This window comes from Mycolicibacterium austroafricanum (assembly GCF_000612725.1).
Classification (GTDB): domain Bacteria; phylum Actinomycetota; class Actinomycetes; order Mycobacteriales; family Mycobacteriaceae; genus Mycobacterium; species Mycobacterium austroafricanum.
This window is the reverse complement of sequence record NZ_HG964450.1, coordinates 713,299-727,643: the sequence shown is the minus strand read 5'-3', so window position 1 is coordinate 727,643 and position 14,345 is coordinate 713,299. Positions and strand designations below refer to the sequence as shown.

The following is a 14,345-nucleotide window of genomic DNA, read 5'->3' as shown; positions in this document are numbered from 1 at the left end:
GGCACCGCCGGTCGTCGCGCCCGTGGTCGTGCCGCCCCCGGTGATCGTGCTGCCCCGTCCGCAGTGGACGCCGCCCAAACCGGCGTGGACGTGGCCCACCCAGACCGTCGAGCCCGACGAACCGTGGCAGCCGCCGTGGGAGGACGACGACGACGACAAGCCCACGCCGACGCTGCCGACGCAGACGGTGGTACCCACCCGCCCGCAGGTGCCGACCGTGCCGCAGGTGCCCACGGTTCCCCAGGTGCCGCAGCAGCCGCAGTGGCCGGGCAGCGGGTCCGGTGCCGGTTCAGGCAGTGGCAGCTCCAGCGGCAGTTACGGCGGCAGCGGCAGTTACGGCGGCGGTCGCGGTGACTCCGGCTCGTCCCGCGGCGGTTCGGGCAGCGGAGTTCCCGGGGATGTCAACGGCGACGGCTGCTTCCTGATCTTCTGCGCGCCCGGCGGAGGTCGCGGCTGACCACGGCGGCGCCGGCTTCCATTCACACGAGTGCAGGCACGCTGTCCTCCGCGTGCAACACCGAACGCATGCCGGCCTTGAACCGTTCGAGAAGGTTCACGATGGTGTGCCCCTCCGGGGTGTGACCCCACAGGCTGATGCCCTGGTGGGTGGTGGGCTCCCACGTCGCCTCGTCGACGACGATCGGATTCCATCCCACCTCCCATTCGAACCCCGACGGAGTGACGGCGTAGAAGGACAGCTCTTTGTCGTTGGTGTGCTGGCCGACCGACAGCGCCATCTCGAAACCGAGCTCCTTGACCCGGCGATACGCCGACGCCATGTCGTCGAGTTCGGCGACCTGGATGTTGCAGTGCTGGATCCGGGTGCGGATCGGGTTGAGCGGCAACCGCTTCACCGAGGCGATGGCCACGCTGTGGTGTCGCTCGTTGACCCGCAGAAACCTGATCTTGAACTTCAGTCCGCTGATCGTCTCGTCGATGTAGTCCGACAGGCGTGCGTCGAACACTGTTCGGTAGTAGCCGTGCATCTGATGGGGTTTCTTCGTGGCGATGGCGACGTGCCCCATGCCGTCGACGCCGGTGACGAAGCCACCCGCAACCCCTAACCGAAGGTGCTGCAATCCTTTTCGCGGGGTGACGTACAACTCCTGGACCAGGCCGTTGGGGCCGGGAAAGCGGATGAAGTGTTCCACGCCGCGAATCTCGGCCTCCTCGGCGGCCCCGTCGGAGACCGGAACACCGTGGTCGTGGATGCGCGCCGCGATGGTGTCGAAGGTGTCGTGGTCGTCGACTTCCCAGCCCAGCGCGGCGGTGTCCTCGGCCGGTCCGCGCGTCAACAGGAAGCGACAGGCGTTGTCGTCGAGGCGAAACCGCATCACATCGGTCAACGTCTCGTCGAGGTGCATGCCGATGGCGTCACGCCCGAAGCGCCGCCAGTCGGCGAACCTCTCGGTCTCGATCACCAGGTAACCGAGGTGCACCTTTCCGAACACGTCAGGTGTCATGAACTTGCCAATCTCGTGTCGGGGGAGAGGAAGTCGCTGACGAGCTCATTGAAGAGTTCGGCGCGCTCCCACTGCATCCAGTGACCCGTGTGGGACGTCATCACCAGTTCGGCGTTGGGCATCATGTTGAGCAGCATCGGCCCACCGGCCGGGCGGTTGACCTTGTCGTCGCGACCCCAGAGCACCAGGGTGGGGTTGGTCAGGCGCCTGAGCCGCTTGTCCCGGGTCAGGTCCATCCGCCACAGCGTGCGCAGGCCGGACGGGCGGCGCAGCGGTGGGTCGGCCACCACCTGCGGGTCGAGGGAGGCCTGGTAGCGCAGGTCGATCAGCTCGTCGGGCACCGACGGGCCGTCATACACCAGGTAGTTGCGGATGAAGGTGGCGAGCTTCTCGCGGCTGGGTCCCTCACCGGCGTAGTAGCCCAGCAGGCTCTTCAGGCCGGGGGTGGGCAGGCCGCGGGTGGTGCCGATGCCGCCGGGGCCCATCAGCACCAGCTTGTCCGCGCGGTGCGGGGTGTCCAGCGCCAGCCGCAGCCCGGCCGCACCCCCGTACGAGTTGCCCACCAGATGTGCTCGCTGGACGCCCATTTCGTCCAACATGCCGCGGATGCTGTCGGCGAGATAGCCGAAGGGATCGCTGTGGTCGACGTACTTGGTCGATCGGCCGTACCCGGGCATGTCGGGGACGATCACCCGGTACGACGCGGCCAGCGCGTCGATGTTGCGGGAGTAATTCGAGATCCCCGACGCGCCGGGGCCGCCGCCGTGCAGCAGCACGACCGGTGCCCCGTCGCCGCCGGTGTCGGTCACGGATATCTCGGCGGTGCCGACGCGAACCCGGTATTCGGAATCAGATCTGGTCATGCTTGCTGCCTCACTCGAGGGGTGAATCCGGCCGGCGGCGCCGGCAACGGCTGATCTGCGGCGGCGGCGTAGACGAATCCGTCGGGCCGCACCACCACGACGGTGGCCTTCTTGGTCTGTATCCAGCGGATCAACGTGCCGTCGCGGTCGACGATGCGACCCGGTGCCGGCGCACTGCCCGGTGGGGCGATGGCGATCACCGGTACGCCGGCCGATCGCCAAGACCGCCAAAGGCTTTCCGGGCCGATGTGCAGTACCGTCCAACCGCCGGCCAGGACGTCGTCGAGGCGCACCCGGTCACCCTTCTCGTCGACGGCCCAGGGCTGCGGGATCAGCCAGCCCACCGCGGGGTGGCGGTCGGAAGTCAGCAGGCCGGCCCGGTACCGGGCGTCGGGGAGCCAGCGGTGGTCGCGCAGCCAGGCGGTGAAGAACGGCAGCCTGCTCGCGGCTCGGAAGAAGTGGTTACGGATGTTGGCGCGCAGGGGATTCCGCTCGATGATGAGGCGCCCGACCTTGACTGCGCGCTGCGTGACCTCCCGGACGTGCGGCAGCCGTTCGGCCTGGTAGCTGTCGAGCACCGACTCGGGCATTGCCCCGGTCAGCACAGCCTCCAGCTTCCAGCACAGATTGCCGACATCACGCACGCCGGCGCACATGCCCTGGCCGATCCACGGCGGCATGGCGTGCGCCGCGTCGCCGGCGAGGAAGATCCGGCCCACCCGCCACCGGTCCGCGAACCGGACGTGATGGCTGTAGCAGGCGAAGCCGATGATCTCGACGTCGTCCTTCGAGATTCCCTGGCCGTGCAGGACTTTCCAGATGGCATCCTCGGTGAGGAGGTCCCGCTCGTCCTCCTCGTCGCGGACCGGGAACTCCCACCGGTGGTGCCCGAGCGGAGTTGGGCAATCGACGGTCGGGCGGGCCGGGTTGCAGTGGAACCGCAGTCTGTCGTGACCGGGCCACTCCCTGAGCACCTTGGTGTCGATGACGATCCAGCGCTCGGAGTAGGTGCTCCCGGTGAAACCGATTCCCAGCTGCCCGCGAACTGCGCTCGACCCGCCGTCGGCGGCAATCACATAGGTGGCGCGGATCCGTTTGAACTGGTCTTCGGAGAGGTCGGCGAGCATCAACTCGACATCGTCGGTGCGGGGCACCAGACGCAGGCATTCGTGTCGCAGCAGCACCGTGACGTTGGGAAAGCGGTCGACGCCGGCGCGCAGCGTCTTGTCCACCGCGGGCTGGTAGATGAACTGCTGCGGAGGGTGTCCGTTTCCGCGGTCCGCGGGAAGCAGCTTGACGAAACTCCTACCGTCGGCGTCGACGAAGTCGGCACCGCAGCCGGGCTGCATCTCGGCGTTGAGTTGTTCGGCCAGCCCGATCTGCTGCCAGATCCGCATCACCTCCTCGTCGGTCGAGATGGCCCGGGCCCGGAAGTAGATGTCCGGATCACGCTCGATGACAACGACTTTGAGCCCTCTCCGGCCCAGAAGGTTGGCCGCGGTGGCGCCCACCGGGCCGTACCCGACGATCGCCACGTCATAGGTCGATGAGTCATCCATGACTGTCTCGCTATCCGAATGTCGCCGCCCGGTCGGCCGCGAACTTGAGCTGTAGTGATCGCTACGGTAATGTAGCGATCACTACAGAGTCAAGAAGCGGAGATGAATCAGTCATGACGGACCAGCCGAAGCGCCGTCAGCGGCGCGCCGACGGAGAGCTGTCCCGCAGGCGGATCCTCGACGCGGCGACCGAGATCGCCGCCGAACGGGGCTACGAGGGCACGAGCATCGGCGCGGTGAGCGCCAAATGCGGTCTACCCGCCAGTTCCATCTACTGGCATTTCAAGGACAAAGACGACCTGATCGCCGCCGTCATCGAACGCAGCTTCGCCAACTGGCTGACCGTCTGGCAGTTGCCCGACGACGTGATGGCGCGGGACCGGTTGATGGAAGTCGCGATGGGCACCGCCAAAGCGGTCCTGGACTCGCCGGACTTCCTGCGCCTCGGGTTGATGCTCGCCCTGGAACGCCGTCCGGTCGAACCCAAGGCGCGGGCCATGTTCATCCAGGTCCGCGAGCAGGCGTTCGCCGCCCTTGCGACCAGCATCCGTGACCTGGGTCTGGACCTGTCCGAGGAGCAGGTGCGCCACCTGTCGACCTATGCCATCGCCGGTGCCGACGGGTTGTTCATCGCCAAGGAGATCGGCGGCGACACGGTGGATCTCATGGCTCTCTTCGCGCTGCACGGTCAGGCGCTCTATGACACCGCCCTGCGGATGATCGAGGAGAACAACCGATGACGATGCCCCGCGACCTGATCGAGCACGCTGCCGACCTGCTCGCCGTCGCAGATGCCGACGCCGCCCCGATCGGCCAACTGACACAACGGTATCCGCAGATGGACATCGCCGACGCCTACGCGATTCAACAGGTCAACCTCGCCAAACGGGTGGACCAGGGCCGTATCGTCGTGGGGCGCAAGATCGGGCTCACCTCGGAGCCCATGCAGACCCTGCTCGGCGTCGACCAACCGGACTTCGGCTACCTCCTCGACGACATGGTCGTGCCGTCCGGAGCGACACTGCCGCGCAACCGGTTCTGCGCGCCGCGTGTCGAGCCCGAGGTGGCGTTCCTGCTCGACCAGCCGTTACGCGGCCCAGGAATCACAGTGCAGCAGGTGCGGGCCGCCACCGGTGCGGTCGCGGCCGCCCTGGAGATCGTCGACAGCCGGATCGCGGACTGGAAGCTGACGCTGTGCGACACGGTGGCAGACAACGCCAGCTCGGGCGCGGTGGTGTTGGGGCCGTGGCTGCCCTTCACCGACGACGTGGAACTGGCATCGGCGCGAGCATCGCTGTGTCTGAACGGAACCGAGATCGACACCGGGCTCGGTTCCGCCGTTCTCGGGGATCCCGCCGCGGCGGTGGCCTGGCTGGCCAACGCGCTCGCCCCGTTCAATGTGGCGCTGCAGCCGGGCCAGTTCGTCATGTCCGGTTCGTTTACGACCGCCGCGTTCGTCGAACCCGGGGACGACGCGTCGGCCGCCGTCAGCGGGCTGGGCACCGTGTCGGTGACCTTCACCTGAGGACGTGATGACACCGACAGTCAAGTGCCCGGTGGCGATCCTCGGCTCCGGGGACGTCGGCACCGACCTGATGATGAAGATCCTGCGCAGCGACGGACCGCTGGTGCATGCACTGCAGGATGCCGCCGACGATCTGGTCCGGCCGCTACAGGACCGTCCGGTGCGCGTCGACCGGGAAACGCTGACCTTGGGTTACGCCGGGGTGTACTCCAGCTTTCTGCGTCACGCCGAGGCGGCCGCCCGCTACCACATCGACGCCTGCACGCTCCTCGAAGAGGCCGGACGACGAGGAATGATCGGTGGGCAAGAGGACATGCTGGTCGACATCGCGCTCGACCTCACGGGTGCCGATCGGTCCTGAGCGGGTATTCGTCACCTGCCGTTGGCCTGGCGCTCAGTGTCGCGTAGCGGTCAGCTCACCGGGGCTGCCTATACAGGCGGTATGCGGTGCACCGTCTTCGGGACCGGCTATCTGGGCGCGACCCACGCCGCAGGGATGGCCGAGCTCGGCCACGACGTTCTCGGTGTCGACATCGACGCCGGTAAGGTTGCCAAGCTCTCCGGCGGCGAGGTGCCGTTCTACGAGCCTGGTCTGCGAGAGATGTTGCAGCGCAACATCGATGCCGGTCGGTTGCGGTTCACCACCGACTACGCCGAGGCGGCGGGATTCGCCGACGTGCATTTCCTCGGCGTCGGAACACCGCAGAAGAAGGGCGAATACGGTGCCGACCTGCGGCACGTCTACGCCGTGATCGACACCCTGGTGCCGCTGCTGACCCGTCCGGCGGTGATCGTGGGCAAGTCGACGGTGCCGGTGGGCACCGCAGCAGACCTGAGTGTGCGTGCCGCAGGCCTCGCTCCGGAGGGCGTCACCGTCGAGGTGGCGTGGAACCCGGAGTTCCTGCGGGAGGGGTTCGCTGTGGCGGACACCCTGCACCCCGACCGCATTGTGCTTGGGGTGCAAAGAGATTCACAACTAGCCGAACCGGTGCTGCGGGAGATGTACGCTCCGCTGCTCGCTGCGGGGGTGCCGTTCCTGATCGCCGACCTGCAGACTGCCGAGCTGGTCAAGGTGTCGGCCAACGCGTTCCTGGCCACCAAGATCTCGTTCATCAACGCCATCTCGGAGGTGTGCGAGGCCGTCGACGCCGACGTCACGCTGCTGGCCGACGCGCTCGGCCACGACGCCCGCATCGGCCGCCGGTTTCTCAACGCCGGCCTCGGATTCGGCGGCGGCTGTCTCCCCAAGGACATCCGCGCATTCATGGCCCGCGCCGGTGAGCTCGGCGCCAACCACGCGCTGACGTTCCTGCGCGAGGTGGACAGCATCAACATGCGTCGCCGCACCCGGATGGTCGAACTGGCCACCAAGGCGTGCGGAGGCTCGCTGCTGGGCGCCAACACGGCGGTGCTCGGCGCGGCGTTCAAGCCGGAGTCCGACGACGTGCGGGACTCACCCGCGCTCAACGTCGCCGGAATGCTGCAACTCAACGGCGCCACCGTCAACGTCTACGACCCGCAGGCGATCGAGAACTCCCGGCGGCTGTTTCCCACCCTGAACTACGCGACCACCGTGGTCGAGGCCTGCGACCGCGCCGACGCGGTCCTGGTCCTCACCGAATGGCGCGAGTTCGTCGAGCTCGACCCCGTGCTGCTCGCCGACACGGTGCGGGCGAAAGTCGTTGTGGACGGCCGCAACTGCCTCGACGTCGGACAGTGGCAGCAGGCGGGCTGGCAGGTGTTCGCGCTGGGACGCTTCGGTGGAGAACCGGCGGCGGCGTAGCGTCGCCGCATGGCTGTCTACGCGCTGAACCTGTTCGACATCGCCGACCGCGACGAATACCTGGCCTACTCGAAACGTTCGCCGGCCGAGGTCGCCAAGCACGGCGGACGCGTCGTCGCGCTCGGCCGGTTCCAGGAGTCCGTCACCGGCGACATCGCACCCCGCACGGTGCTGATCCTCGTCGAGTGGGAGTCCAGGGAGGCCTTCGACAGCTATCGCGACGACCCCGAGCTGGCCGACCTGCACGCCCACCGCGAGAACGGGTCGTCGTCCTACATCTGGCACCTGTTCGACCGCTTGGATGATCTGCGGCCCCTGCTTAAGCTGAACTGATGGCGGCCGATCTGCAGCAGCGCATCCGGTGGCTGGCCCTGCACGGCGTCATTCGCGGCTTGTCCAAGGTCGCCGTCCGTCGCGGAGAGGACCCGCAGGCCCGGCTGATCGCCGATCCCGCAGTGCGCGCCGACCCCGCCGCGTTCGCCGACGAACTGCGCGGTCGCGGGCCGGTGATCCGGTGCCGGGCGGTGCTGATGAGCGTCGACCACCGGGCGGTCAACGAGATCCTGCGCTCCGACGATTTCCGGGTGTCCTCGCTCGGTGCGGGTCTGCCCAAACCGCTGCAGTGGATCAACCGCAAGACCCATCCGGGCCTGCTGCATCCGATCGAGCCGCCGTCGCTGCTGTCCATCGAACCGCCCGACCACACCCGGTGCCGCAAGCTGGTGTCCTCGGTGTTCACCACGCGGGCCGTGGCGGCGCTGCGCGAGCGGGTCCAGCAGACCGCCAACGACCTCCTCGACGACCTGGAACGCGAATCCGGGGTGGTGGACATCGTCGAGCGGTACTGCTCGCAGTTGCCGGTCGCGGTGATCAGCGACATCCTCGGCGTCCCCGAACGCGACCGCCAGCACATCCTGCACTTCGGTGAGCTCGGCGCGCCCAGCCTCGACATCGGACTGTCCTGGCGGCAGTACACCCAGGTGCACGAGGGCCTCGTCGGATTCAACGAATGGCTCGGCGGCCATCTCGACGAGCTGCGCCGCAATCCGGGCGACGACCTGATGAGCCAGCTGATGCAGGCCAGTCAGGCCGCCGACGAAGACAGCCGGCTGACCGATCGCGAGCTGCAGGCCACCGCGGGGCTGGTGCTGGCCGCCGGCTTCGAGACCACGGTGAACCTGCTGGGCAACGGTATCCGGATGCTGCTGGAGACGCCCGGGCATCTGGAGACGCTGGCGGCCCGCCCCGAGCTGTGGCCCAACGCGGTCGAGGAGATCCTGAGGCTCGACTCGCCCGTGCAGATGAGCGCCCGCTTCGCCCGCAGGGACGTCACCATCGGCGGGACCGAGATCAAGCGCGGTGAGCTCGTCATCCTCCACCTCGCCGGCGCCAACCGGGACCCGGAGGTGTTCACCGACCCGCACCGGTTCGACATCGAACGCGACAACGCCGGACGGCACCTGTCGTTCTCGGGCGGCAGGCACTTCTGCCTGGGCGCGGCGCTGGCCCGGGCCGAGGGCGAGGTCGGACTGCGGACCTTCTTCGAGCGCTACCCGGATGCCCGGCTGGCCGGTCAGGGCAGCCGCCGCGACACCAGGGTGCTGAGAGGGTGGTCAACCTTGCCGATCACACTTGGAACCGCGCGCGCCGCGCTAGGTTCGTAGAGGTGGACTTCCGAGCAGCCTTGCTCGAGCAGACTCGAGCCTTCGGTGACCTGATCCGACCGGCAGACCCGGCGACCCCGGTGCCCACGTGTGGGGAGTGGACGCTCAAACAGCTCTACCGCCACGTGGGGCGCGGAAACCGTTGGGCCGCCCAGATCATCAGCGAGCGACGCAACCAACCACTGGATCCGCGCGAGGTGCGCGACGGCAAACCGCCCGACGACCACGACGCCGCAATCGAGTGGTTCCAGCGCGGCGCCCAGATGGTCATCGACGCCGTCGACCACGTCGGCGCCGATGCGCGGGTGTGGACGTTTGTGGGCCCCAGGCCGGCGGGCTGGTGGATCCGCAGACGCGTGCACGAGACGGCCGTGCACCGCGCCGACGCCGCGCTGGCGCTGGGGGCGGACTTCGAGCTGCCCGCCGATTTCGCCGCCGACTGTCTCAGCGAGTGGATCGAACTGGCCACCGTCGACAGACGGCACCCCCCGGCCCTGGACCGTGGGCAATCCATCCATCTGCACGCCAGCGAGGAGAAACTGGGCCCGACGGGGGAGTGGACCATCGCACACGACGAGGACGGGCTGTCCTGGTCGCACAGCCACAGCAAGAGCAGCGTGGCGCTGCGCGGACCGGTCACCGGGCTCCTGCTGGCGGCGGTGCGGCGCAAGACCGCCGCCGACGCCGGGCTTGAGATGCTCGGGGATGCCGCCGTCTGGGACGGGTGGCTGGAGCGCACCCCGTTCTGAGTAGGTACCTTCGCGACATGACCACTTCGGAACTGGCCACCGTCCTCGCCTGGCACGACGCGCTCAATGCCGCCGACCTCGACACCCTGCTGGAGCTCTCCAGCGACGACATCGAGATCGGCGACGCCGGCGGCGCGGGCCAGGGGCATGCCGCCCTGCGGGAGTGGGCGCAGGCGCTCGACGTCAAGATCGAGCCGGGTCGGATGTACGTCCACGACGGTGTGGTGGTCGTCGAGCAGCAGACGATCTCGGTGACCGGGGAGACCGGCACGGAGGCTTCGGCCTTCCGGGTGGTGCACGACCACATCACGTCGGTGTTCCGGCATCCCGATCTCGCCGCTGCGCTCGCGGCGACCGAACTGACCGAAGCGGATCTCACCGGCTGATGCGCGGCATCATCCTGGCCGGCGGATCGGGCACCCGGCTGTACCCGATCACCCTGGGCATCAGCAAACAGCTGGTGCCGGTATACGACAAACCGCTGGTCTACTACCCGCTGTCCACGCTGATGATGGCGGGCATCCGCGACATCCTGGTGATCACCACGGCGCACGACGCCGCGGACTTTCGTCGGCTGCTGGGCGACGGATCGGATTTCGGCGTCAACCTGAGCTATGCGGTTCAGGACGAGCCGGACGGCCTCGCGCAGGCGTTCGTGATCGGGGCATCGCACATTGGCACCGACTCGGTGGCACTGGTGTTGGGAGACAACATCTTCTACGGCCCCGGCCTGGGAACCAGCCTGCAGCGCTTTCAGAACGTCAGTGGCGGAGCGATATTCGCATACTGGGTGGCCAACCCGTCAGCCTACGGCGTGGTCGAGTTCGCCGAGGACGGCACGGCGCTGTCGCTGGAGGAGAAGCCGGCGACCCCGAAATCGCATTATGCGGTGCCGGGGCTGTACTTCTACGACAACGACGTCATCGAGATCGCCCGCGGGCTGCGGAAATCGGCCCGCGGTGAATACGAGATCACCGAGGTCAACCAGACCTACCTGAACCAGGGCCGGCTCAGCGTCGAAGTGCTGGCCAGGGGAACGGCATGGCTGGACACCGGTACGTTCGACTCCCTGCTGGACGCCGCCGACTTCGTCAGGACCATAGAGCGCAGGCAGGGACTCAAGATCAGCATGCCCGAAGAGGTGGCGTGGCGGGTAGGTTTCATCGACGACGACGCGCTGGAGGCGCGGGCAAAAACCCTGCTCAAGTCCGGTTACGGGGCGTACCTGCTGGAGTTGCTGCAGCGGTAGCCGTTCGTATGCAACTGGTGGACAACGGGTTTCGCGCGTGATGTTCCCTGACGCAACGGTGATGGGCCGCGCACGCGCGTGAAAGGCCGTGGCTGGCTCTCAGCGAGCCTCCATCGGAGCCCGACGGAACCCGTGTCGTCAACTGTGCCCAGCGCGACAGTATGGAGTCGGCACGTCTCGTCGTTGAACGTCGATCGCGCCATCGACACCGCCTGAGTCAGCGGGCGGCGCGCCGCGGTGTCGCCAGCATCGCCGCGATGCCGGTGGTCAGCGGCACCGACAACGCCAGCGCGATTCCGCCGACCGCCGAGCGCGCGATCTCGATGGCCACGCTTTCGCTGGTCAGGACGTCACCGAGGGAGCGGTTCGCGACGCTGAACAGCAGCAGCAGCGGCAGTGCGCTGCCCGCGTAGGCGAGCACCAGCGTGTAGACCGTGGAGGCGATGTGGTCGCGGCCGACCCGCATCGCGCCGACGAAGACCGCCCGGCGTGAGGCGCCGTCGCCGAGCGCGGCCAGTTCGAACGCCGTCGACGCCTGCGTCACGGTCACGTCGTTGAGCACACCCAGCGACCCGATGATGAACCCCGCCAACAGCAGACCGGTGATCGACACATTGCCCAGGTATGCCGCCACGGTGTTGTTCTGGTCTTCGGACAGCCCGGTCAAATGTGCCGATTCGATTGCCGCCCAAGACAACACGGCGGCCAGCAACAGCGAGGCCAGCGTCCCGAGCAGGGCGGCGCTGGTGCGCAGGCTGACCCCGTGCGCCAGGTAGATCACCGCGTACAGAATCGCGGCCGAGGCCACCAGCGCCACCGGAACCGCCGGGGCGCCGTCGCGCAGTGCGGGCAGTAGGAACACCACGAGCACACCGAACGCGATCACGATGCCGACCAGCGCACGCAACCCCCGCCACCGGGCGACCGCGACGATGACGATCGCGAACACCGCCGCCAACACCGTCAGCGGCCAGGTGCGCTCGAAGTCGTAAAACGCGTAGGTGGTGGACCCGACGTCGTCGACCTGCCGGCTCACCCGGACGTCGTCACCCACGGCCAGGCTCGGCTGGCCCGGACCGCCGCTGAACTCCAGCAGCGTGTTGGCGCCCTGATTCGGGCCGGAGTCGATGGCCACCAGTGCCTGCACACAGGCGGCCCCCTCACCCTCGGCGGGTATCGGCGCCGACGTCAGCACCGCGCCCACCGACGGGCTCCCGCACACCGCCGCGCTGCTGGACAGTACGTGCCCGGCCTCGGTGGTCACCGCGCCACCCGCGGCGTTCTGGAACGGCAGCGGGATGTCGGCCTTCTCCCCGCTGGGCCACAGCAGGGCGCCGCCGATCAGCGTCGCGACCCCGATCGCGATGAGCAGACCCACCACGATCCTGGCCGCCAGCGGTCCCAGCGGTGACGGGCCGTGCAGCGAATGGGAGTGCGAGTGCGTGTGCGTCACCCGGACAGCCTAGGAAATTGCCGCGGGGACGACTCGGTGGCCGGCTTTAGCCTGAGTCAATGATCAAAAGGGAAGTCGAGCGAGCGCGGTTGAGACGATCGTTTGAGGCGATGCTGTCCGGGGCGGTCGACGCGTTCCTGGCGGAACGGGGGTTTGAGAGGTTGGGCAACGACTTCGACCGCCACCGAGGCCCGCTCCGCGACAGGATCAATTTTCAGAACAACTGGCACAACGGGGTGACGCCGTGGCACGGGTTCTTCGTCAACGTCGGGGTGGGTTCGGCGGAAGTCGACGCGGCCTGCCCCGGGCATGAGCATCAACTGCACCCGCCGGAGAGCTTTCTGCTGGATCGCCGCTGGGAGTCTCTGGCGCCGGGGGCGCCCTACGAACTGGGGTTCGACCGCAACACGGACATGGTGGCATTCGCCGACGGGGTATGCGCGGATCTCGGCCGCACGCTGTCGGCGATCGAAACGATGGAGACAACAAGGCATTTGGTCGAGTACGCCGTCGGAAACAACCTGCTGATCGCGTATGAGACCACGTGCTGCTACCTCGCGGCGACGGGTGACATGGACACCTTGACTCGCTACGTCGCGCTGCTGCACCGGACCTTCGGGCGCCAGGAGCGATGGTCGATCTTCAGCAGCCGGATCAGCGATGCGGTCGGCTCGCGCGCGTCGGCACTGTCTGCGCGCGGCCTGCTCATTGCTGTCGGTAGCTGACCAGGAAGTTGCCGAGCCGTTCGATGGCGGCGGCCAGGTCGCGCGCCCACGGCAGGGTCACGATGCGGAGGTGATCCGGTGTGGGCCAGTTGAATCCGGTGCCCTGGGTGAGCAGGATCTTCTCCTGCAGCAGCAGGTCGAGTACGAGTTGCTCGTCGTCCTCGACGTCGTAGACCTCCGGGTCCAGCCGCGGGAACGCGTACAGCGCACCCTTGGGCTTGACGCAGGACACCCCGGGAATCTCGTTGAGCTTCTCCCAGGCGACGTCACGCTGCTCGAGCAGTCGGCCACCCGGCAGCACCAGATCGTCGATGCTCTGGTGACCGCCCAGAGCCACCTGAATCGCATGCTGGGCAGGCACATTCGGGCACAGCCGCATATTGGCCAGCAGGTTGATGCCCTCGATGAAACTGGCGGCGTGCTCCTTGGGGCCGGTGATCACCAGCCAGCCGGAGCGGTAACCCGCGACGCGATAGGCCTTGGACAACCCGTTGAACGTGAGGGTGAGCAGATCCGGGGCCAGCGTGGCCAGGCTGATGTGCTTGGCGTCGTCGTAGAGGATCTTGTCGTAGATCTCGTCGGCCAGCAGCAGCAGCTGATGCTTGCGCGCGAGTTCGACCATCTGCTCGAGGGTCTCGCGGCTGTACACCGCGCCGGTCGGATTGTTCGGGTTGATCACCACCAGCGCCTTGGTGCGCTCGGTGATCTTCGATTCCAGGTCCGCGATGTCGGGGTTCCAGCCCTGAGTCTCGTCGCACAGGTAGTGCACCGGCGTGCCGCCGGCCAGCGCGGTCGACGCGGTCCACAGCGGGTAGTCCGGGGCCGGGATGAGCACCTGGTCACCGTTGTCGAGCAGCGCCTGCAGCGTCATCGTGATGAGCTCGGAGACACCGTTGCCGAGGAAGACGTCGTCGATGTCGAACTTGGGGAATCCCTCGACGAGTTCGTACCGGGTGAACACGGCGCGTCGCGCGCTGACGATGCCCTTGGAATCCGAGTACCCCTGCGCGTAGGGCAGTGCCGCGATGATGTCGCGCATGATCACGTCGGGCGCCTCGAAGCCGAACGGCGCGGGGTTGCCGATGTTGAGCTTGAAGATGCGGTGGCCCTCGGCCTCCAGGCGGGAGGCGTGTTCGTGGATGGGGCCGCGGATCTCGTACAGGACGTCCTGCAGCTTGCTCGACTGCGTGAACTCACGCTGGCGCGCATGCTGGCCACTTCCGGTGTGCCAATGCGCCTGATGGGTACTCACAACACTCATGATCGCACCGTCGTCCAGCGAAATATGAATCGAGAGTGCGCCCAGGGTCGT

General features: G+C 67.7%; 14 protein-coding genes and 2 pseudogenes. 11 read left to right on the top strand and 5 right to left on the bottom strand.

From position 1 onward, the window contains the following. Nucleotides 1–457: pseudogene (locus BN976_RS03595) on the top strand (DUF7159 family protein); the annotation flags it as partial. A gap of 22 nt (nt 458–479) precedes the next feature. Here the strand turns inward: BN976_RS03595 and BN976_RS03590 are convergent. Genes BN976_RS03590 through BN976_RS03580 form a run of 3 tightly spaced genes read right to left on the bottom strand, consistent with a single transcriptional unit; the run spans nt 480 to nt 3,885 of the window. After that, nucleotides 480–1,463, bottom strand: a complete 984-nt coding sequence (locus tag BN976_RS03590; RefSeq protein WP_036367983.1) for a VOC family protein — start codon at nt 1,461–1,463, stop codon at nt 480–482. Continuing rightward, nucleotides 1,460–2,326, bottom strand: coding sequence for an alpha/beta fold hydrolase (locus BN976_RS03585; protein WP_036367980.1), 867 nt, complete (start codon nt 2,324–2,326; stop codon nt 1,460–1,462). Before BN976_RS03585 ends, BN976_RS03590 begins: the two co-directional genes overlap by 4 nt. Next, the gene (locus tag BN976_RS03580) at nt 2,323–3,885 is read right to left on the bottom strand and encodes a bifunctional 3-(3-hydroxy-phenyl)propionate/3-hydroxycinnamic acid hydroxylase (protein WP_036367978.1); all 1,563 of its coding nucleotides are present in this window, start codon (nt 3,883–3,885) and stop codon (nt 2,323–2,325) included. Before BN976_RS03580 ends, BN976_RS03585 begins: the two co-directional genes overlap by 4 nt. Before the next feature lie 113 nt (nt 3,886–3,998). Between BN976_RS03580 and BN976_RS03575 the strand changes: the two genes are divergently transcribed. From BN976_RS03575 to rfbA, 9 genes and pseudogenes are all read left to right on the top strand, one after another. Then, entirely contained in the window at nt 3,999–4,625 is a 627-nt protein-coding gene (locus BN976_RS03575) for a TetR/AcrR family transcriptional regulator (RefSeq protein WP_036367975.1), read from the top strand. After that, nucleotides 4,622–5,410, top strand: coding sequence for a 2-keto-4-pentenoate hydratase (locus tag BN976_RS03570; protein WP_036367971.1), 789 nt, complete (start codon nt 4,622–4,624; stop codon nt 5,408–5,410). The genes BN976_RS03575 and BN976_RS03570 overlap by 4 nt, the downstream gene beginning before the upstream one ends. Nucleotides 5,411–5,513: 103 nt before the next feature. Further along, nucleotides 5,514–5,771, top strand: a pseudogene (locus BN976_RS03565) (4-hydroxy-2-oxovalerate aldolase); the annotation flags it as partial. 81 nt (nt 5,772–5,852) lie between these two features. Next, the gene (locus BN976_RS03560) at nt 5,853–7,193 is read left to right on the top strand and encodes a UDP-glucose dehydrogenase family protein (RefSeq protein WP_036367969.1); all 1,341 of its coding nucleotides are present in this window, start codon (nt 5,853–5,855) and stop codon (nt 7,191–7,193) included. Nucleotides 7,194–7,202: 9 nt separating this feature from the next. Continuing rightward, entirely contained in the window at nt 7,203–7,526 is a 324-nt protein-coding gene (locus BN976_RS03555; protein ID WP_011777875.1) for a DUF1330 domain-containing protein, read from the top strand. Further along, nucleotides 7,526–8,857: a cytochrome P450 gene (locus tag BN976_RS03550; RefSeq protein ID WP_036367964.1), complete on the top strand. Its 1,332-nt coding sequence runs from the start codon at nt 7,526–7,528 to the stop codon at nt 8,855–8,857. Before BN976_RS03555 ends, BN976_RS03550 begins: the two co-directional genes overlap by 1 nt. A gap of 2 nt (nt 8,858–8,859) precedes the next feature. Then, entirely contained in the window at nt 8,860–9,606 is a 747-nt protein-coding gene (locus BN976_RS03545; protein ID WP_036367960.1) for a maleylpyruvate isomerase N-terminal domain-containing protein, read from the top strand. 17 nt (nt 9,607–9,623) lie between these two features. Then, the gene (locus BN976_RS03540; protein WP_036367957.1) at nt 9,624–9,992 is read left to right on the top strand and encodes a nuclear transport factor 2 family protein; all 369 of its coding nucleotides are present in this window, start codon (nt 9,624–9,626) and stop codon (nt 9,990–9,992) included. Continuing rightward, complete coding sequence (rfbA, locus tag BN976_RS03535) at nt 9,992–10,855, top strand: glucose-1-phosphate thymidylyltransferase RfbA (RefSeq protein ID WP_036367955.1); 864 nt, start codon at nt 9,992–9,994, stop codon at nt 10,853–10,855. The genes BN976_RS03540 and rfbA overlap by 1 nt, the downstream gene beginning before the upstream one ends. Nucleotides 10,856–11,072: 217 nt before the next feature. Here rfbA and BN976_RS03530 read toward each other — a convergent pair whose 3' ends face one another. Next, nucleotides 11,073–12,308: a YibE/F family protein gene (locus tag BN976_RS03530; RefSeq protein WP_036367952.1), complete on the bottom strand. Its 1,236-nt coding sequence runs from the start codon at nt 12,306–12,308 to the stop codon at nt 11,073–11,075. A gap of 89 nt (nt 12,309–12,397) precedes the next feature. Here BN976_RS03530 and BN976_RS03525 point away from each other — a divergent pair, with 89 nt between their 5' ends. After that, nucleotides 12,398–13,033 (top strand): DUF4304 domain-containing protein, encoded by a 636-nt coding sequence (locus BN976_RS03525; protein WP_235621957.1) that lies wholly within the window; start codon nt 12,398–12,400, stop codon nt 13,031–13,033. Here BN976_RS03525 and BN976_RS03520 read toward each other — a convergent pair. After that, entirely contained in the window at nt 13,014–14,294 is a 1,281-nt protein-coding gene (locus BN976_RS03520; protein ID WP_036367947.1) for a pyridoxal phosphate-dependent aminotransferase, read from the bottom strand. The two genes, BN976_RS03525 and BN976_RS03520, sit on opposite strands and share 20 nt — an antisense overlap. Between the last annotated feature and the right edge of the window lie 51 nt (nt 14,295–14,345).

What these genes read in the sequence shown, in the direction of transcription:
- BN976_RS03590 (WP_036367983.1), bottom strand. Translation starts at nt 1,463, where the DNA reads ATGACACCTGACGTGTTCGGAAAGGTGCACCTCGGTTACCTGGTGATC.
- BN976_RS03585 (WP_036367980.1), bottom strand. Translation starts at nt 2,326, where the DNA reads ATGACCAGATCTGATTCCGAATACCGGGTTCGCGTCGGCACCGCCGAG.
- BN976_RS03520 (WP_036367947.1), bottom strand. Translation starts at nt 14,294, where the DNA reads ATGAGTGTTGTGAGTACCCATCAGGCGCATTGGCACACCGGAAGTGGC.
- BN976_RS03570 (WP_036367971.1), top strand. Translation starts at nt 4,622, where the DNA reads ATGACGATGCCCCGCGACCTGATCGAGCACGCTGCCGACCTGCTCGCC.
- BN976_RS03550 (WP_036367964.1), top strand. Translation starts at nt 7,526, where the DNA reads ATGGCGGCCGATCTGCAGCAGCGCATCCGGTGGCTGGCCCTGCACGGC.
- BN976_RS03580 (WP_036367978.1), bottom strand. Translation starts at nt 3,885, where the DNA reads ATGGATGACTCATCGACCTATGACGTGGCGATCGTCGGGTACGGCCCG.
- BN976_RS03560 (WP_036367969.1), top strand. Translation starts at nt 5,853, where the DNA reads ATGCGGTGCACCGTCTTCGGGACCGGCTATCTGGGCGCGACCCACGCC.
- BN976_RS03555 (WP_011777875.1), top strand. Translation starts at nt 7,203, where the DNA reads ATGGCTGTCTACGCGCTGAACCTGTTCGACATCGCCGACCGCGACGAA.
- BN976_RS03540 (WP_036367957.1), top strand. Translation starts at nt 9,624, where the DNA reads ATGACCACTTCGGAACTGGCCACCGTCCTCGCCTGGCACGACGCGCTC.
- rfbA (WP_036367955.1), top strand. Translation starts at nt 9,992, where the DNA reads ATGCGCGGCATCATCCTGGCCGGCGGATCGGGCACCCGGCTGTACCCG.
- BN976_RS03575 (WP_036367975.1), top strand. Translation starts at nt 3,999, where the DNA reads ATGACGGACCAGCCGAAGCGCCGTCAGCGGCGCGCCGACGGAGAGCTG.